13 protein-coding genes are annotated in these 17,968 nt (G+C 61.1%); 3 read left to right on the top strand and 10 right to left on the bottom strand.

What is annotated here, in order from left to right; genetic code table 11:
* Positions 1-278: 278 nt before the first annotated feature.
* From BM216_RS02335 to BM216_RS02290, 10 genes are all read right to left on the bottom strand, one after another.
* Complete coding sequence (locus tag BM216_RS02335) at positions 279-1,814, bottom strand: GumC family protein (protein ID WP_092994281.1); 1,536 nt, start codon at positions 1,812-1,814, stop codon at positions 279-281.
* Between the two features lie 104 nt (positions 1,815-1,918).
* Positions 1,919-3,253 (bottom strand): O-antigen ligase family protein, encoded by a 1,335-nt coding sequence (locus BM216_RS02330; protein ID WP_143102711.1) that lies wholly within the window; start codon positions 3,251-3,253, stop codon positions 1,919-1,921.
* A 67-nt stretch (positions 3,254-3,320) separates the two neighbouring features.
* Positions 3,321-4,589, bottom strand: a complete 1,269-nt coding sequence (locus BM216_RS02325; RefSeq protein ID WP_092994275.1) for a glycoside hydrolase family 5 protein — start codon at positions 4,587-4,589, stop codon at positions 3,321-3,323.
* Entirely contained in the window at positions 4,586-6,547 is a 1,962-nt protein-coding gene (locus BM216_RS02320) for an alginate lyase family protein (RefSeq protein WP_092994272.1), read from the bottom strand. The genes BM216_RS02325 and BM216_RS02320 overlap by 4 nt, the downstream gene beginning before the upstream one ends.
* Positions 6,544-7,857, bottom strand: coding sequence for a glycosyltransferase family 4 protein (locus BM216_RS02315; RefSeq protein WP_092994269.1), 1,314 nt, complete (start codon positions 7,855-7,857; stop codon positions 6,544-6,546). Before BM216_RS02315 ends, BM216_RS02320 begins: the two co-directional genes overlap by 4 nt.
* Positions 7,838-9,145 carry a nucleotide sugar dehydrogenase gene (locus tag BM216_RS02310; RefSeq protein WP_092994266.1) on the bottom strand — a complete coding sequence of 436 codons (1,308 nt, stop codon included), beginning with the start codon at positions 9,143-9,145 and terminating at the stop codon, positions 7,838-7,840. The genes BM216_RS02315 and BM216_RS02310 overlap by 20 nt, the downstream gene beginning before the upstream one ends.
* Positions 9,142-10,509, bottom strand: a complete 1,368-nt coding sequence (locus BM216_RS02305; RefSeq protein WP_092994264.1) for a phenylacetate--CoA ligase family protein — start codon at positions 10,507-10,509, stop codon at positions 9,142-9,144. Before BM216_RS02305 ends, BM216_RS02310 begins: the two co-directional genes overlap by 4 nt.
* Positions 10,506-11,714, bottom strand: coding sequence for a glycosyltransferase family 4 protein (locus BM216_RS02300; protein ID WP_092994261.1), 1,209 nt, complete (start codon positions 11,712-11,714; stop codon positions 10,506-10,508). The genes BM216_RS02305 and BM216_RS02300 overlap by 4 nt, the downstream gene beginning before the upstream one ends.
* A complete protein-coding gene (locus BM216_RS02295) occupies positions 11,711-12,610 on the bottom strand; it encodes a glycosyltransferase family 2 protein (RefSeq protein ID WP_092994259.1) in 900 nt (299 codons plus the stop codon). The genes BM216_RS02300 and BM216_RS02295 overlap by 4 nt, the downstream gene beginning before the upstream one ends.
* A gap of 317 nt (positions 12,611-12,927) precedes the next feature.
* Positions 12,928-13,608 carry a polysaccharide deacetylase family protein gene (locus BM216_RS02290; RefSeq protein ID WP_092994257.1) on the bottom strand — a complete coding sequence of 227 codons (681 nt, stop codon included), beginning with the start codon at positions 13,606-13,608 and terminating at the stop codon, positions 12,928-12,930.
* Positions 13,609-13,819: 211 nt separating this feature from the next.
* On the opposite strand from BM216_RS02290, the gene BM216_RS02285 reads away from it, so the two are divergent.
* The 3 genes from BM216_RS02285 to BM216_RS02275 all read left to right on the top strand — a co-directional run bounded on the left by BM216_RS02285 (position 13,820) and on the right by BM216_RS02275 (position 17,960).
* Positions 13,820-15,145, top strand: coding sequence for a lipopolysaccharide biosynthesis protein (locus tag BM216_RS02285; RefSeq protein WP_092994255.1), 1,326 nt, complete (start codon positions 13,820-13,822; stop codon positions 15,143-15,145).
* The gene (locus BM216_RS02280; RefSeq protein WP_092994253.1) at positions 15,138-16,961 is read left to right on the top strand and encodes an alpha/beta hydrolase; all 1,824 of its coding nucleotides are present in this window, start codon (positions 15,138-15,140) and stop codon (positions 16,959-16,961) included. Before BM216_RS02285 ends, BM216_RS02280 begins: the two co-directional genes overlap by 8 nt.
* 153 nt (positions 16,962-17,114) lie before the next feature.
* Positions 17,115-17,960 (top strand): hypothetical protein, encoded by an 846-nt coding sequence (locus tag BM216_RS02275; protein WP_092994250.1) that lies wholly within the window; start codon positions 17,115-17,117, stop codon positions 17,958-17,960.
* Positions 17,961-17,968 lie beyond the last annotated feature (8 nt).

Here is a 17,968-nt window from a genome sequence, read left to right as displayed (position 1 = left end):
TTTTTACGGTTGCGTGAAGGAGTTGCGGCGGACAGTGCCGACATTATCTCGACAGGTGGGTGAGAGGTCGATGATTGGCGCCGTTCAGCTGCGAGGATTGTATCATTCCGACTTTGCAGGAATAGGACATTCCAACTCTGCGCCGACGTGCAAAGATCGCATAAGGTAAATTATGGAACTGTCCGATTGTGCTTCGCATGGTCTTGATGGGCATCGAAGCGTCGCGGAAAGCAAAGCCTGCCATATCGCTGGCTTGATCTATGGCCAGGCGGACTGGCTCAGCTCTGGATATACGACAGAAGCGACGCTGGCTTCCTGCGATGAAGGGCCAGATCCTCGACGAGTGCGCGGACCTCGGTATTCGTGAGATGCGTGACCTGAGCCGGCATGATTTCGGGTGAAGCCGGGATCTGCGGCAAGGAATGCTGATCTTCGTCCTGCGTGGCTTGCTCCGCATCCCGCCGGGATAGGAAGTTACGCAGCTGGCTCCATATTTCCAGGGCAATCACGATCGCGCTGCCCAAAGCGACGCCGACAGCGCCCGCCAGCAGAAGAAGAGCCTTTTTCTTCGGCCATGACGGATATTCCGGCGGCTGGGCCGGGCTGATCACCCGCGCGATCGGCATCGTCACCTGATCGAGGTTCGCCAGTTCCTTGGCACGGCCGAGGACGTTCTCGTAGACCGCACGGGTCGATCTGGCTTCGGTTTCCAGTTCGCGCAACTCGATCAGTTCCTGCTCGCCGCTATCCGTCGATAGCCGGACAGTCTCCATCTGGCGCTCCAGATTCTGCACGCGCTGCCGGGCAACCTCCAACTCGACCGTATTGCTCTGGCTGACGGCTCGAAGTTCATCCCTGATCAACGAGGATATTCGCGCGAGTTCGGATTTCAGCCGCCGGATCGAAGGATGCTGAGGGAGCATCGAAGCGCCCAGGGATGCCTCCTCCTTCGAGGTGCGGGCATATTCGTCGAGAAGCTGGAGCATGCGCGGAGAATTGACGACATTGCCGAGCGAGGTCGGCTCAATCTCGCGCTGCAGATATCTCTGGATTTCCTCGTTTGCGGCGGTGGCGGTGGCAAGCGCGCTTCTGGCTTCAACAAGCTGCACATTCATGCCCGACAATTCCTGGCCGGAGAGCAATGTGCCGTCAGCCGAGCCCTGCAGGCGCTTGCTGGCGCGATATTGCTGGGCCCTCTCCTCTGCCGCGCGCAGCCGCTCGCGCAGGCCGACCAGGCGACCATCGATCTGTTCGGCAAGCTGCTCGGAATGATCCAGCTGGGATTGCTGCTGTTCATGGACGTAGGAATTGGCGATCGCCGCGGACAGTTGCGCGGACTTCTGCGCGTTCTGCGATTTCACGCCGATCGAGATGACATAGGTTGCGCCTTCTCTCGAGACGCTGACCGCCTTGGCGAGGGTCTCGATGGCCTTGGTGGTCCGCTCCTCGGGCGTGCCAGCCGATGCCGAAGTGGTGAATTCCGCGTCGTCGGCAAGGCCGTGCGCTTTGACCACGGGAGCGAGCACTGCCGTCGAGGAGATGATCAGAAGCTGGGTATCGACCGCGAGCGCCTCGTTGCCGAGAAGCGACGGTGCGTTCGTGTCGGCAAAGGGCTTGCGAACGTTCGGATCGATGACGATCCTCGTCCAGGCCGTGAAGACCGGCGGAACGACGAAGACGTAGGCGGCGGTTGCTGCAACGACGAGAAGGGCGATCAGGCCGATCACGAGCACACGCTCGCGCAGCTTGCGCGCGATGGCCAGAGGGTCGATCATGCCCTCGCCGCTCGTCTTCACGATTGAGGTATTTGCCATCGGCCCCGCTAACCTCACCAGTTCGATCGCGTCCACGTATATCGCGATCTGGTGTAGTTCGGTTTAGTCGGTCGATATTAAAAGAATCTCAAAGATACACATTGTCACCGGTCTTTTACTGGCATCCGGGCAGTTTCGTCCGAGAAAGCCTGCGCCCATGCGCCGACAAGGAGGAAAACCATCCAGACGACGGAATAGCCGCGAAACCAACTGCTCTCCAGCATGTTGTGGCAGAGGCCGATGAGGATGCAGATCATGAAGAGCCAGGTCAGGGCAATATCGCCTCCCCTGCCGCTGGCCGCACGTCCGACGTGGTAGAGAACGCAGATGAGAAATGCGAGGAGCAAGGCCAGACCCAGAAGGCCGAGTTCTACCGTGACATCAACATAGCCGTTATGTCCCTGCAGGAGGTAGGCGACGAAGCCGGGTGCCTCGCGCTGAACGATGGACCCCTCCCCGATATCCCAGAAGGAACCGTAGCCCTGGCCGAGGAGCGGTTCGCGGGTGATCACGTCAACCAGGAAGTTCCAGATCACCGTGCGCCCCGTAAAGGTCGTGTCGTCGAACAGCAGCATGGAGAAATCGGCGAAGCTGAAGTCGATGAGATGGGCAACGAAGAGCCCGCCCGAGATGCAGACGAAGAGGCCGAAGGTCAACGGCAGCAGCGCGTTGATGCGCATCAGGCGACTTGTTCCTACGACGGCGAGTGCGATCAGCGGCATCATGACGGCGAGGCCGAGCGAGGTCTTGGACTGGCTGAGGACGAGTTCCAGCAATGCGGCCGTGGCGCAGGCCATCGCCAGCAACCGGACGAAACCGCGGTAGCGGACGATCGCATAAAGGCAGAAGACGAAGCCATAGGCGACGACAAGGCCGAGTTCGTTCTTGTGGCTGTAGATACCCTGATGGCCGAGCCGTCCCGCCGGCAGGACGATCACAGCGACGAGATTGATGGCGATCGTCAGCAGGAACACCGCAACGAGGCGGTCGATCTGCGCCATGCGGTTCTCCGCCAGAAATATGGGGAGCACCACAGTCGCCAGGACGATGAACTGAAGCGTGGCACGGCGGAAGTCGACCGACGGGGCCGGCGACCAGAGAATGCTGGCGAAAGCGAGGATCATATAGAGGCCGATGAGCACGACCAGCGGCTTGCGCAGCACGTCCAGCAATTGCGTCAGCCTGTGACGGCTTGCGTAACCGGTCAGCATCAACATCAGGATCCAGAAGATCTGGTTGCCAAGGTTGGACCCCTGGGTGACCGCGGCTGCACCGGCTGTGTCATCGACGGCGGAGACGTTCTGTTGCAACAGGAGCGGGGTCAGTATCGTGGCATATGCAATCACCATGGCCGGGATCCAGCCCAGCAGGCCGTCACCGACGCCGACCTCCGCCTTCTCCCGGCTTCCAGCCAGCATGCGGTTCATCGTATCGCTCACACACGTCCCCGCGCCTAAAGCTTCGCATCGGCGGGCCTCAAAACAGCCCCGGCTCCATCAGCGGCTTCTACCGGCGAAGTCCCTTCGGATCCAGGCCGAGTGCATCCACCACGTCGGGATCGATCTTGCGTGATTCATTGTCAAAAACCAACCCGAAACCGGGATAGCCGTCGCCGGCATTGTAGTCCCACATCGCCCAGCCGAAGCCGTTTGCCTCGGCAGCCTTGCGGACATGCTCCAGCCAGAGCGTGCGGCCCGGGTTCTCGGGCATGCCCTTCGGCGGGCGGGCTGCGCCGAACTCACCGATGATGAGCCGTGCCGGATCGACTTTCTGTTCCTTGGTCCATTGCCTCATCGCAGCGAAATGGCTGGGGATATAGGTCTGATCGACGATCGGCGGATTGTCGTAATAGTCGGCGACAGCATCCTTGACCTGCTTCATCGCGTCGGCCGGAACATCGGCCCCGTCCTTTTGCCGTTGTTTGATCAGCTGCATCGAGCGGAACATGGTGAGGTTCGTGTCCGCGCCCTGGCCGGGATAGGCAAGGCCGGACAGATAGCGGGTCGGCGTGTTGGCGAAAGGCAGGCCCTGATGCGTGAAGGCATGCGGGCGGTAATAGTGGACGTCGACCAGCGTCTTGTCGTCATAGATCGACATATCGAGATGGTGCAAGGCATCGGGCGACGACCAGCAGCCGGTCGTGACGACGATCGCCAGATCGGGTGCCGTGGCGCGCACGGCAGCGTGGAGACGCGGCTGCATCCGCGTCCAGTCGCCGGCTCCCGGGATATGGCATTCGTCCTGGGGCTCGTTCATCAGGCCAAGCGCGGTTTTTTCCGAAGGACGGTTACGCAGGAAGCGCGCGAGCTTTTTGAGCCATGCCGCGTATTGCTTGAAAGCAGAACCATCGGCTTTCGAAAGAATTGCCGGAGCCGACCAGTTTTCGTCAGTGTGGTTCGGATGCGCGTCGAGCAGAACGCCGAAGCCGGCGCCCTGCAGACGCCTCACGGTGCCGAACAGGTCATCGAAAAGCGCCTGCCGCCGGCTTTCCGTCTCCGTGAGAAACGGTGCGGGTGCAACCGGTAGCCGGATGAAATCGAAACCCAGCTCACGCAGACGCACAAGCTCCGCATCGGTGATTTGCGCAAGCGGTCCCTGGAAAGGCGGCCAGGCAAACGCACCGGGTTTGGACGGATCTTCAGTCGGAAGGCTGTGCAGTCGAGCGAGATTGATACCGCGCCGAAATGTTGGTGTGTCTGCAGCCTGCGAAACATGCGGGGCCATCGTCAGGCCGGCAAGCAGCAGGGCAAGGACCGCCTTATACCAGTATCTCATAGCAGCTTCAGTTCGGTGATCATGCCGTCCCCGGGGGAAGCCGCGCCTTCGAAGAGAAGATGATAGGCGGGCTGTTTTTGGCCGAAGCAGGGAGACATCCAGCCGAGACGCTCGTCTTCGAGACCCTTGACGATCCTTCCCGTCAGTGTCTGCGGCCCCTGGAGGCGCATGGCGGGTTTTCCGTCGGCGACGAAATGGAAAACGCCCTCTTCATCGCCCGCGACGATCTCCACCCCTTCGCCTGCGACGAAGCTGATGGTGACCTCGCGTGTCGCATTATCCGTCCCCTCCAGCCGGTCCTCGATCGTGAAGACATCAGGTGATACCCGCAGCAGCGAGCGGGCATGCTTCACGCCGAAGCGGGTGAGATAGCCATCGTGAACCGCCCGACAATGGAAGGCTTCGAGATTGCAATCAACGTGGACGCCTTCGACCGCGGCCTTGGCTTTCCAGTTGAAAGCGCTCGAAACGAGGCTGGAATTTTCGCCTGCCACCGAGAGCGTATTGTGCATTTGCGTGCCGCGAAACGCATCCCGCCAGGCACCGCCTGCGTGATAAAGATAGGTTCCCGCATCCGCCAGAAGCGCCTTGCCACCGTAGGTTAGCCAGACCGCCAGCGTATCGGCATGGCCATGCGCGGCGATGGACAGATAGCCCAGGGGTGCGTGGTCCATTGCCAGCACGACCTGCTTTTCATGCACGCGGTCGCGCAGCACGGTGTAGCCGCCCTTGGAAAAGCAACGGACCCCCCTGCCCCTGATCTGGCCCGAACCGCGCCCGAAAAGAAAGTCGCGCAGATGGGCCGGTGCGGCGGGTGGCGCGATATAGGCCTTGCCGCAGACGGCTGCCGTCGCCGAAAGAATGGACGCCACATAAAGCCGGTCCGATTGCGGATCGCTGACGATCACCCGGCCCTCGTCATCATCGCCGATGCGCGGCACTTCGCCATTCTCGTCCATGAACCATGACAGGGCGCTGCCTGCAGCCGACAGCCGGTCCATGACCCGCCTTGGCAGCGGATGGCCGGCGGCTTCGGCGATCTTTGCGGCTGTCAGATAAAGCTCCAGCGTGAAGGCAGTATATGTGGGCGATTGTTCGGCCCCGATGCCATCCGCGTGGAATTGCCGTTCGGCCTCATCGGCCAGTATCCGCCGGGCATAGCCATACCATCGCTTGGCTCCGGGCAGATCCGGGCATGCCGTCGCGATGGCGAGAAGACCGACGGCCTCGGCGATCAGATGGTTATTGGCGGATGAGAAGCGCGAGGGATAGCGGCTGATCCACATGCCGGTTGCCGCCAGGAACGATCGTATCGCCCGGCGCTGCTGTTCCGAGAACGCGCCTTCGCCCAGAAGCTGCGTGGCAATCAGGATGCTGATTGCCCTGAGGGAAAGCTCGATGCCGGATGACCAGTTGACGCCGAGGAACGGCGGATTGCCCGCGATCCAGCTATCGATCTCGGCCACAACGAAAGCGCGGATCTCGTCGCTGCCCGTGATGCGCGCGAGCGCTGCAAGCGGCTGCAGATGCTGAAGGCGGTTGACCTCCCAGACATATTTTATATCGCCGTAACGATCGCTGTGCCGGTAGTTGATCTCGAAACAATAGGAATTTTGCGGCCATTCGCGCTGCGACACCGGATCAAAATGCCAGATCGACTTGCCGTTCGTCTGTGGCCAGTCGACGCCGAGAAGCCGGAAGCGGCCCGCCATCGTTTCTTCCGCCATATGCCGCCAGCGTGCCAGAAGCGCCTCGTCGACATTCGATATGTCGAGCTCGACGGGAAAGACGGGCAGCGGTCCGTCGCCGACACCGAAGCGCGCCCAGCCCGAGGCGACCAATCGCGCGGACTGTTTCTGTGCGAGTTCGCCGACCCTGTGCAGGATTTCGGGCACCGACATGGAGGACAGACGCCGCCCATACCATCCAAGGCGATCGGAAATGACACTTGTGCTCATCTGGACGCCCTGATGCGGACCTGGTCATCCGCGACATAAACCATTTCCTCCGGCGGGTTTTCCTGCGCCACCGGCTCGATCGTGCGAAAGAGCCGTTCATAGGCTGCCAGCAGGACAGGCGCCGAATGCTCCCATGAGAAGGCCGAGAGAATACGCTGGCGTCCTACTTCGCCCATCACCTCCCGCTTCATCGGATCATCGAGCAGGGCGACGATCTTCTCGCCGAAATCACGGGCATCGTTGCGTCCGGCATAGACCGATGCCGCACCGGCAGACACCCTGCCCTCCCGTGTCTCGAACTGCACGATCGGCTTCTTCAGCGTCATGTATTCGAGGATCTTGTTCATCGTCGACAGATCGTTCATGGGATTGACGCGATCCGGGTTGATGCAGACATCCGCCGTGTTCAGCATGTCGAGCATGACCTCGTCGGGCGCACGCCCGGTAAAGGTGAAGTAACGCGACAGACCGCGTGCCTCGACGTCCTCAACGATGGTTGCAAGCTCAGGCCCACCGCCGACGATGCCGAAATGAACGTCGGTGCGTTGCATCGTGTTGACGATGTGATCGACGGCATCGACCAGGAGGTCCATGCCTTCCTGCTGACCGATCACCCCGACATAGCCGACCAGATGCGCAAAGCCCTTCTTCAGCGCCGGCGTCGGCGGCCGGATCTGCAGCTTCTCGATCTTCGGACCGGAGCGGACGATGAAGACGTCGTCGGCATTCATCTCGCCGCGGCTGACCGCAATGTCGCGATAGGATGCATTGGTGGCGATCGAAATCGTCGCCGAGCGGAATGTCAGCTTTTCGAAGAAACGCGTCAGCTTGTAGAGCAGGCCACGTCGACCGAATTTCGCCTCGTAGAGTTCCGGGCAGATATCGTGATGATCGAACAGGAACTTGACGCCGAACGGCCGGAATATCCAGGCGATCAGAAAGATCAGATCGGGCGGATTGCAGCCGTGGATGACATGGAACCCGCGCTCGCGGCGGATTTTGAGCGCTAGGCGCAGCTCGTGATACAGGGCCGAGGAATATTCGCGGATGTAACCGAACAGGCCACGCGCATCGAGCGGTAGGGGATGGCGGTAGATGTGGATGCCATCCAGTTCCTCGTAGAGCTTCTCGAAGCCCTTGCCCGTCGGGCAGATGACCGAAACCGTATAGCCTGCGGCACGCAGGGTCGTTGCCTCGGACCATACGCGACGGTCGAACGGGACCGGCAAATTCTCGACGATGATCAAAACGCGGCGGTCGAACGGGCGTTCGACCGCGGCCTCGATGTCCTTACCAGTTAACACCTGCATAGCGGCCTCCCAGTTCCTCGGCATTCTTCAGGCGAACGAGATCGTAGAGTTTCTGGTCGTCTCTCAAGCGGCCGGTGAGTTTCTCGAATTCGGGATCGGAATTGCCGACGATGACGACGTCGCCGTGGGCGGCAACCTTGTCGAAATCGTCGACGAGGATGCTCGATATGTGCGGGATGACATTGAGGATGTGCTCGCGGTTGGCACCGTAGAGCCGGGCGAAATTGACGAAGCGGTCGTAGATCAGGATGTCCATGCCCTTGCCGAGCAGTCTTTCGAGCAGCGTTACCTGCGGGCTTTCCCGCAAGTCGTCGGTGCCGGACTTGAAGCTGATGCCGAAGATGGCGATCTTGCGCTTGCCATAAGCCATGATGTCGTCGAAGGCGCGGGTGATCTGCTCCTCGTTCGACTTCAGCACGCTGTTGAGCAGCGGCAGCGCCAGATCGAGCTCGCGGCCCTTGTAGGAGAGTGCCCGCACGTCCTTGGGCAGGCAGGAGCCGCCAAAGGCAAAGCCCGGCATCAGATAGCGCGGCGAGATGTTGAGCTTCTCGTCCCTGCAGAAGATGTTCATTACTTCATGGCTGTCGATGCCGACGGCCTTGCCGATATTGCCGATCTCGTTTCCAAAGGCCACCTTCACGGCATGCCAGGCATTGTCGGCATATTTGACCAGTTCGGCGACCTCGACCGAGGTCAGGAAGCGTGCCGCGTCGATGCCGTCGTAGATCGATGCGATCTGTGCGGCGACATCGGTGTTTTCCGCTCCGACGACGATCTTCGGCGGGTTGTCATAGTCGTAGACGGCGCTCGCCTCGCGCAGAAACTCGGGATTGTTGCCGACATGGAGTTCGGCGTCATCTCCGGCTGCCTTGCGCAGCGCGGGGATGATCAGGCTGCGCATCGTGCCCGGCAGGATGGTGGAGCGGATGACGACCGTATGCGGCCGCTTCTTAGCGGCCACGGCGGCTCCTATCTCCTGGCAGACGCGCTCGATGATATCCGTATCGAGCGAACCGTTCTTGCGGCTCGGCGTGCCGACGCAGACGAGCGACATGTCCGTCGTCTCGATGGCATCGTTGACATCCGTCGTCGCACGCAGCCGGCCGTTGGCGATGCCGCATTGGATCAGTTCGGCGACACCTTCCTCGACGACCGGAGACTTGCCGCTGTTGATGATGTCGACCTTGATCTGCTGGTTGTCGACACCCACGACATGATGACCGTCGCGGGAGAGGCAGGCGGCGGTCACCGCTCCGACATAACCCAGTCCGAATAGTGAAATTTTCATAAGACCCCCATGAATTTCAAGGACCCCGCGTCTGCAGCGTCCGTAATCGATGTGCCGATGTCCTTTGCCCTGACGACAAGCGGCATCTTCCCGCTCTTTTCCCGCTCGATCGCATCGCAAAAGCGGATCTCGATCCGCATCGTGTCGGGCAGGCGAGCCTGCATTCTTGCGGCGATCGCGGCCTTCAACACGTCGCTCGGCTGTCCGTCGGGAACAGCGAGCACCAGCACGCGATCCGGCTCCGTCTGTCGCAGCTGCATCTGCAGAAGCCCGTCGATCGAGCGTGGAATATGGTTCATGCCGATCAGCCGGCTGCCGTCGGGCGCCAGCAGATAATCGCTTTCCCGGCCCTCGATGCGTGCGAAGGTCCGGCATCCGAGGATGACCTCGTTGAGGCTTGCCGCACTCGCATCGCCCGGCACGATGGCAATATCGCCGGTGTCGTAGCGGATGAGCGGCTGCGCCCGGTTGCGCAGGTTGGTGGCGATCATGCGGAAGCGGGATTTGTCTTCGCCTTCGACCGCATGCAGTTCCACCCGGCCATAGGCTGGCAGAAAGCGGTAGGCGCCGGCCTTCAGGGCATAGGCGAAGGAGACACGTTCGGCCTGGCCGTAATAGTCGACGACACAGGCGCCGAACAGGCTCTCCGCCTTGGCACGCAGTTCGTCGGACAGGACCTCGGAGGACGACAGGATCACCGGCACCTGCATGTGCCGACCGTCCCGTTCGAAGCAGGCGACAAGCATTTCGAGTGCGGACGGATAGACCCACATCACCTTGGGCGAGAACGCTTCCAGCGCTTCGATGAATGCCACGGCAGTTGCCGCATTCAGATGCGCGACGGAGAAATTCAACACCCGGCCGCCGCTTTCCGGACGCCAATAGGGCGGATCCCGGTCGGACGGATCCTTGACGGCGCCGCCCCGCAAAACGGCAACCCTGTCTCGACGAAAATCCGCGCCGGCGAGCGCCGCGACATGATCGAGAACGGCCTGCTCGAAAACGACGGAGGAAAAGCTGCGCTTCAGCGACAATGGAACGCCGGACGATCCGCTGGTTGCCGCAGCCGTCGAAAGGAGGCCGCTGCGGGACATGTATTCCCGGGGCACGGAACGAAGCCGTTCTTTTGTCAGCACAGGGTAGTCATGGAGTTGAGCGCCCTTGAGAGCGGCATAGCCGCGAAGCCTTGCCGCGCCTGCCAGCGTTTCTTGAATGAGCTGCGCCTGAAGGGCCTGTCTGCCGGCAATGTCGCTATCGTCGAAGGTGCGGAGCTGCTGACGAAAGGCGGAATAAAGCGGCGGGAAGCGGCGAACGAGCGTATCGCCGAGAGATGCCGTCTTCAGCCGTGAGATCATGCCGCTCATGCACGCCTCCCGGCGGATGCGACCACCCGGCTTATGAAGCCGTCATAGGCCTTGACCATGTAGTCGATCCGTAGCGTCTCGCGGCGCGCTGCCGCATTCTCCGCCAGGCGTTTCTGGTCATGCGGCGACGCGAGAAAGGCCTTCAGGCCCTCGTGAAACGCTGCTTCATCACCGGGAATGAGCAGGCCGTCCTCGCCATCCGTCAGATATTCGATCTCCGGGCTGTGGAAGTCGTGGGCGCGGGTGATGACGGGCCGGCCATGGGCGAAGGCGTGATTGATTGCGAGGCCGAGATAGCCCGGGACCACGACCGCGCGGCAGAGCTTCATTGCCTTTGCCAGCCGGATATCGGACGGATCGATCGCGCCTGCAAAGTGGATGTTGGATGCACCATTGCCCAGTTGCTCGAGCTTCGCGCGCTCCTCGCCGTCGCCGATGATCAGCACGTCGACCGGGCGGCCGGCGACATCGGGATTGGCTGCCGCGAAGCGGATCAGGCTTCCGACATCCTTGCGCGGCACCAGCCGTCCTACATAGAGAAGAACATCGGCATCCGGCCGCAGCCCGAATTCGGTTCGGATAACCGCATCGTCCTCGCCGGCGACCTGGCGGGACAGTTCGATCTGCTCTTCCACGTCGATCGTGTTGCGGACGACCTGAATGCGCTCGGCCGGCACGCCGATCGAAAGGAGATGCGCCCGGCCCTTTTCGGTATAGGCGATATAACCGTCAGCCAGACGGGCGAGCTTGTCCGCGGCCCGGGACGACAGGCGGTCCTTCAAAGACGGAGAGCCGCCCTGATCCCAGGTGTCATAGGCCTTGCGATAGCCGAAGCCCCACAAGAAGACAGGCCGCCGCATGACTTTCGACAAAAGGAGGATGGCGAGGCTGGAGACGAACTTGAATTCGTGGCCGATGACCGCGCCGTCAAAACGGCCCGAGAGGTAGCGGAGCACGGAGCGCTGCCAGATGAGCAGCGATTTTTTCACCCGCAGCTCGACCGCCTGCACTTCGATATTGGCAAACGGGAAAGGAGGCCTGGCGGCCTGCAGGGAGGTGTTTGATGGCGGTCTGCCGTGGAAGACGACATAATCGTTTTCCGACGTCTGCGCGAGGCGGGTGAAAAAGCCGCGCCTGTAGACGGGAACGCAGCCCTGATGAAGGATGGCGACCTTGTAGGGCCGGTCGAGCGTGTGAGGCGTCATGTCCGCTCTCCGCCCTGGCCGTAGTAGCCGGCGCGCAGCCAGAAGGTCAGCTTGCCGAATGCCGACATTACCTGCATGGCGCAGCGCGCATAAACCTGCCGGCTGATCGGATAGCTGACCGCGGCAAGCGGAGAGAAAACGGCGAGCTGGACCAGCGCCTTCACCGCCATGGCGGCGACGGCGGGCAGCGGGCGGGCACTGCGCGCGATCCGCACCAGTGTCGTATTGCGCGCGGTCACCAGTTTGCGGCGCAGGAAAGCCGGAAGAGAGGCTTTTGCATCCGGCCAGAATTCGTGGATCACGGCATCGGCCACCCAGATGATCTTGCGTCCCTTGCGATGGAGGCCATGTGTAAAATCGGTGTCCTCGCCGCCGGAGCGGCCAAGCCGCGGGTCGAACGGCGGCGTGCCGTCGAAGCAGGTGGCGACGCGCAGCATGATGTTGCCCGTGCGGGCGGACTCGAGCTCGCCGCCGGTCGGCATGGCCTCCCGCTTGCCATAGAAGAAAGGTGCCGGATCCCATCCGAGAGATGCCTTGTTCTCGAACACGGGATGCACCGGGCCGGTGCCGATATCCGCCTTATGCCCGATCAGCGCCCGATAGAGATTGGCGAGCCACTCGGGCTCGGCCGTCTCGTCGTCGTCGATAAAGGCAAGGAACTCGCCTCGGGCAGCCGCAACCCCGGCATTGCGGGCATGCGAAATCCCGGGCGTCGGCTCCTGAACGTAGCGGGGCGATGGGTTGTGCCCGGAGAGCGAGGCGACCCAGCCACGGGCATTGCCGGATGCCGTGTTGTCGACGACGATCATTTCGAAGTCGAGGCCCGCGGACAGATTCTGGGCATAGACGGATTCGAGTGTCCGACGTGCCATGATCTCTCTGTCGAACGTGCACATGACTACAGAAATCAAGGTCACAGCGCCCTGCCCTTCCCCCTTGGATCAGCTGACGCCCCGCGCAACGATGCGGTCCGGATGCCAATATGAAACAAGTGCGATTGCGTCTAAGTAATACGAGGGAATTGATGGGGCTTCGTCTCTAATAGAGAGTAAATTTTCGCAGTTTATTACGGTATAGAGGTTTATCTCTGGTTTTATCGGTTAATACTTTGCGAGATAGATGGCGATAAATTAATGTCTTGAATGTCTAATGTAGTATTTACGAAAATTAGCGGCGGCGAGGCGCGGGAAAAGCTTGCTCTACTGGAAGCAAACTACCAGCGGTAGCGCAGTCGGCGAGCCGCAGCATAGGCAACGCTTCGAACCCTTTCGTCGAGGCCGACGAGAGGCATGAGCCCTGTGGCTGGATCAAAAGTCTCCGTCAGCGACCGGCGGGGACAAAACCATGTATTGTCGAGGGCAAGGCTCATCGAGCTGGTAAAGACCCGTTCATAGCCCAACGCCCTGAGCCGGCGGAGCAAAGGCCTGTCGAAGCGACCGAAAGGCACCGAGGCATAGGTGACCGGCGAACCGAGCTCATCCTCTATCTTCCTGCGCGCCGTAACGAGCTCTCGCTCGGCGCCGGCCGCGTCCAGCCGCCGCCAGTCGACGTGATCATGGCCATGGGTGCCGATCAGCATGCCGGCCGCGGCGATCTCGCGTATCTGTCCAGCCGAGAGATATCCCTTCTGACCTATGCGGCCTGCAAGGACGAAGAAAATGCCCTTGCGGTTATGCTCGATCAGCGAAGGCAGCCCGATGACATAATCCGAGAGGTTGCCGTCATCGAATGTCACATGCGCCTGAACCCTGATCTGCTCCTCCAGCCCATCGAGCATGTCGACAGTCTGTCGGAAGACATCGGGTGACACGAAATACTTGAGTTCACCCTCGGCCGGAGGAACGATCGGCGCGCCAATGCCATGAAAGGTGAGATAGAGCGTATTCGCGAGCATGGCAGCACCGATGGGAGACGTGGTTGTCGCTCATCTCTAGAAAGCAAAACTCAAGAAACGGTTTATCTTACTTTGCGGTTCAGGATTGCCCGCGCTTTATCGTTAAATTAGGACGTCCCGAGTATTGTCCGGAAAATATAAGCGGAACGATTTTTTAATCATAATGCAGCCCGCCTAGCGATATTCGTGGCTCTTTGCCGCAGGGGAACGGATGAAAACGATCGTTAATATTGTCGAACGACTGCGTGGCTCGCGGATCGCCAGAAATACGATCGTTTATACTTTCAATTTCGGCATGCAGCTGGTGGTCCAGTTCGGCTATTTCATGCTGATCTCTCGCTATCTCGGACCATCGGACTACGGTGTGTTCGTCACGCTTTCCAGCATCAATGGCATCGGTGTGCTGCTCGTCGGCCTTGGAAGCGATCACGTCATGATACAGCGTTCGGCGGTTGATCCGGCAAATTTCGGTCGCTACCTCGGACACAGCATTGCCATGTCGGGATTGACCATGCCGCTGGTCGGGGCGACCGCAGCCGTTGTCGGCTATTCGCTGGTGGGCGACCATCTGACGATCACGTCGCTGCTCGCGTTTGTCGTTGCGCATCTCGTATTCGGGCGTTTTGTCGCCGTCTGTGCCAGTACATTCATGGCCCGCGACCGCGCCGACCTCCAGTTCCTCGTCAATGTCGGACTTGCGATCCTGCGCGCTCTTTTCCTGGTCGCGGCTATCCTGATCGAGCCGAAGCTCACGCTCGACAATTGGGCATGGTGGTATCTTGCGGCGTCCGCCGTCGGCGCGCTGGTCTCGGTTGTCCTGATGAAATCCGTCTGCGGTCTTCCGAAACCGGCGGTCATCAGAAAGGACATATCGCTCGGCCTGCAATATTGCCTGGAATTCGTTGCACTCGGCAGCGTCGCCGATATCGACAAGCCGGCGGTCGCCTATGCGCTCGGCCCGGCTATCGCGGGTCAGTATGCGGCGGGCTTCAAGATCGTCGATGCCGCCTGCGCGCCGGTGCGGGCCCTGCTTTACGCCACCTATACACGTCATTTCCGCAATGCGACGGCGAGCGCCAGCGAAAGCGTGCGCTTCGGCCTTCGCCTTGTCCCGTTCTCGCTGCTGATCTCGACTCCGATCGCCATATTCCTCTACTTCATTGCCGATTACCTCCCGGTCCTGATCGGCCACGAATATGACGGGACACCCGAGATCATCCAGCTGCTCGCGCTGTTTCCGCTTCTCATGGGCCTTTCCGGCATCGGGGCGGATATTCTTCGGGCGGTTGGTCAGCAGAAAGTCCGCATCGGCCTGCTGCTGGCAACGGCGCTGGTGATGATCCCGGCAGTCTGGATCGGTGCGACGCTCGGTGGACTGATCGGCGCCGGTCTGGCGCGTCTTATCGTCCAGGTTTCGCTTGTAGCCGCCACCTGGATTTTTCTCACCAAAACCGCGTGGAAGACGAAAAGCCCTGCGGGTGGCGACGAATTCACCTCTGCGAACCTCAAATATTCCGAGGCCAATCCGGATGGCTGATTATATCGCCAATTGCGACAAAGCTCCTCACAAGCAGGGAGACAAGGTGCGCAGAGCCGCCCATCCTGTGACTTTTTCGGGCATGCCGGGGCTGTTCATGTCGGTCGACGCTGCCGACGAGGCGCACGATGTCGCGGTGCTGTTTCTCAGCCCCTGGGGCATCGACGAGCTGAGCACCCGGCGCTTCTTCCGCATTCTCGCCGAAGATCTTGCCGATATCGGCGTTGCCAGCCTCCGTTTCGACTATCCGGGCACCGGGAATGCGCTCGACGCCGAAGACGCGGTCATCGATATGGACTGCTGGACCGATGCGGCTCGTCGCGGCGCCGATGCGCTGCGGGCGCTGTCGGGAGCGCGGAGCGTCGTCCTGCTGGGCTTCGGTATCGGCGCGGCCATCGCCTGCAATGCCGGGAAGGAGGTGGGGGGGCTGGCCGGACTGGCACTTCTCGCCCCTGTCGTCGCGGGCAAGCGTTATCTGCGCGAGCTATCCGTCTGGTCGACCATCATCGACGAAGGGGTCGGCGTCCCGGTGCATCGACGGGACACTAGCCCCGGCACGATTGCCGGCCTCACGATGCCGAGAGGGATTGTGTCGACACTCGATACGCTAAAGCCGGAGACATTGGCGGCCAGTGCGGCCGGACGAATATTCTTCGCGTCACGGCCCGACAGCGCATCGGACCGGAAATTGCGCGAACAGCTGGAACAGAACGGCGCGCAACTGCACCATTGCACCATTCCGGATTATGACCGCCTCGTCGAGAACCCCCATGGGCAGCGGCTTCCCCATGCTCTCATGGCAGAGCTGCTCGCATGGATCGCAAGACTGCCGGAAGCGCAGGGCTCGATCGCCAGTCCACCTGCGGCCCCATTAGGCCCTGCTGTCCTCGTCGACGACGTGATCCGGGAAACCGGGCTGCGTTTCGGCCCCGGTGTCCGACTGATCGGGACCCTTTGCGAGCCCAGTGCAAATCCGACCGAAGTGACCGTCGTGCTCTTGACCACTGCCTACGACCATCAGGCGGGTTGGGGGCGTTCGGCCGTCGAACTCGCCCGCCGCCTCGCGAAGAACGGCATTGCTTCCCTTCGCTTCGACAGTGCCGGTGTCGGCGACAGCCCGCCTGCCCCCGGACGGCGCATGCAGGTTCTCTACGACGATACCCAGATCGCCGACGTGGCGATTGCACGCTCTTTCCTCGACGAGATCGGCAGGCCCGGCCCTGCCCTTCTTTACGGACGCTGCAGCGGCGCATATGTCGCGTTCCGCGCCGCCGCGGAGGACGAGCGCTGGGCGGGATGTATCGCGGTCAATCCCTACATATTCCGCTGGCTCGGGGCTCCGACGGAAGAGGTTGCCAGAAGTGCGCCACGGCCGTTGACCGACTATTCGCAAAAGGCCTTTCGGGCGGAGACGTTCCTACGTCTCGCCAGGGGCGATGTCGATATCAGGGCAGCCATTCGCCATATCGGTGCGAGGCTGGCCCAGCGGCTATCCAACCTGCTCGCACCGGTTCTCGGCCCGCTCATGCCGATCGAACGTCTCAACAGGGCGGTGCACGCTGATTTCCGTTCGCTCTCGGCGCGGTTGGGCGGAACACGCATCGTCTACAGCGCGGGCGATGTCGGCCTCGATAATCTTCACGCCCATTTCGGCAAGGATGCCAAAAAACTCTCGAGATACCCCAATACCGAACTGCATATTCTGGAAGATACCGACCACAATATAACGCCGCAGGCCAGTCGCGACATCCTGTTCGGCATCGTCGAGCAGGCGGCACTGGACGTGGCGGCCAAAGTCTCAGCCGGAAAAGTCTGAGCAACTGCCGGATCAATACTTTTGCAGCTTTCGATATGAGAAACCGTTTACCGTATTTGAGCTGAGAACGGGGCGTAAGCGCCGCGTTTAAACTTTCTGAAAGGGTCCGGGATAGAGATTTTCCGACAAGTCAGGGGGCTTCGGACACACTCTATGCTTAAATTACATGCCATAGGCCGTGATGGGCTGGAAGCGGCAGCGGAACTTCTCCTTCAGGGGTTTCCGTCGCGGTCGCTCGCCTTCTGGCAGGATGGCCTCAAGCGTCTTTCGGACTACAGCAACGATGCGAACGCAGGATCGATCGGCAACATGCTGATGGCCGATGGCGTGCCGGTCGGCGTCCTTCTGACGATCAACAGGCGCGATTCACAGACCGATCGGAAGATCGTCAATCTTTCCGGATGGTATGTGCGCGAGGACCATCGCTGGTACGCGCCGCGCATGCTGCTTTCGGCCCTGTCGGATGCCGGCGCCGTCTATACCGACCTCACCCCATCGGATGCCGCAGTGGCGATGAACGATCGCCTCGGCTTCCGCACGATCGGCTATGACGTGCATTTGCTGCCGCTCCCATTGCTCGCAGTGACGGGTCGCGGGCGGGGTCGCCTGAGATCGATCGACGATCTGCCGGAGGGAGCTCTTGCCGGCCCTATTCGGCAGGACCTCGCAAGGCACCGCGCTCTCGGCTGTATCGTCACGACCATCGAGGCCGGCGGAAAGTTTCATCCGCTTGTCTTCGACACTTTCAGGCGCAAGGGCATTCCCATCGCCCGGGTGATCTATGCCGAAAGCAACGATCTGATCATCGAGCATCTGGGACCGCTCTCGCGCCATCTTATCGCTCGCGGAATACCGCTGCTCAGCCTTCGAATGCCCGAACGTAGCACGCTGCCCTGCTCATGGCTGTGGCGACGCGGCTTGCGTTACCAGGTGAAGGGCGAATGGGACGAGCGGAAGACTGATGAACTCTATTCCGAACGTGTTTTGCTCAAAGTCTAGTTCCGACC

Source organism: Rhizobium sp. NFR07, from assembly GCF_900111905.1.
GTDB lineage: Bacteria > Pseudomonadota > Alphaproteobacteria > Rhizobiales > Rhizobiaceae > Neorhizobium.
This window is presented reverse-complemented; position numbering and strand designations above follow the sequence as displayed.

Coding starts and splice junctions, on each gene's coding strand:
- BM216_RS02335 (WP_092994281.1), bottom strand. CDS start 1,814: ATGGCAAATACCTCAATCGTGAAGACGAGCGGCGAGGGCATGATCGAC.
- BM216_RS02325 (WP_092994275.1), bottom strand. CDS start 4,589: ATGAGATACTGGTATAAGGCGGTCCTTGCCCTGCTGCTTGCCGGCCTG.
- BM216_RS02320 (WP_092994272.1), bottom strand. CDS start 6,547: ATGAGCACAAGTGTCATTTCCGATCGCCTTGGATGGTATGGGCGGCGT.
- BM216_RS02315 (WP_092994269.1), bottom strand. CDS start 7,857: ATGCAGGTGTTAACTGGTAAGGACATCGAGGCCGCGGTCGAACGCCCG.
- BM216_RS02310 (WP_092994266.1), bottom strand. CDS start 9,145: ATGAAAATTTCACTATTCGGACTGGGTTATGTCGGAGCGGTGACCGCC.
- BM216_RS02305 (WP_092994264.1), bottom strand. CDS start 10,509: ATGAGCGGCATGATCTCACGGCTGAAGACGGCATCTCTCGGCGATACG.
- BM216_RS02300 (WP_092994261.1), bottom strand. CDS start 11,714: ATGACGCCTCACACGCTCGACCGGCCCTACAAGGTCGCCATCCTTCAT.
- BM216_RS02295 (WP_092994259.1), bottom strand. CDS start 12,610: ATGTGCACGTTCGACAGAGAGATCATGGCACGTCGGACACTCGAATCC.
- BM216_RS02290 (WP_092994257.1), bottom strand. CDS start 13,608: ATGCTCGCGAATACGCTCTATCTCACCTTTCATGGCATTGGCGCGCCG.
- BM216_RS02285 (WP_092994255.1), top strand. CDS start 13,820: ATGAAAACGATCGTTAATATTGTCGAACGACTGCGTGGCTCGCGGATC.
- BM216_RS02280 (WP_092994253.1), top strand. CDS start 15,138: ATGGCTGATTATATCGCCAATTGCGACAAAGCTCCTCACAAGCAGGGA.
- BM216_RS02275 (WP_092994250.1), top strand. CDS start 17,115: ATGCTTAAATTACATGCCATAGGCCGTGATGGGCTGGAAGCGGCAGCG.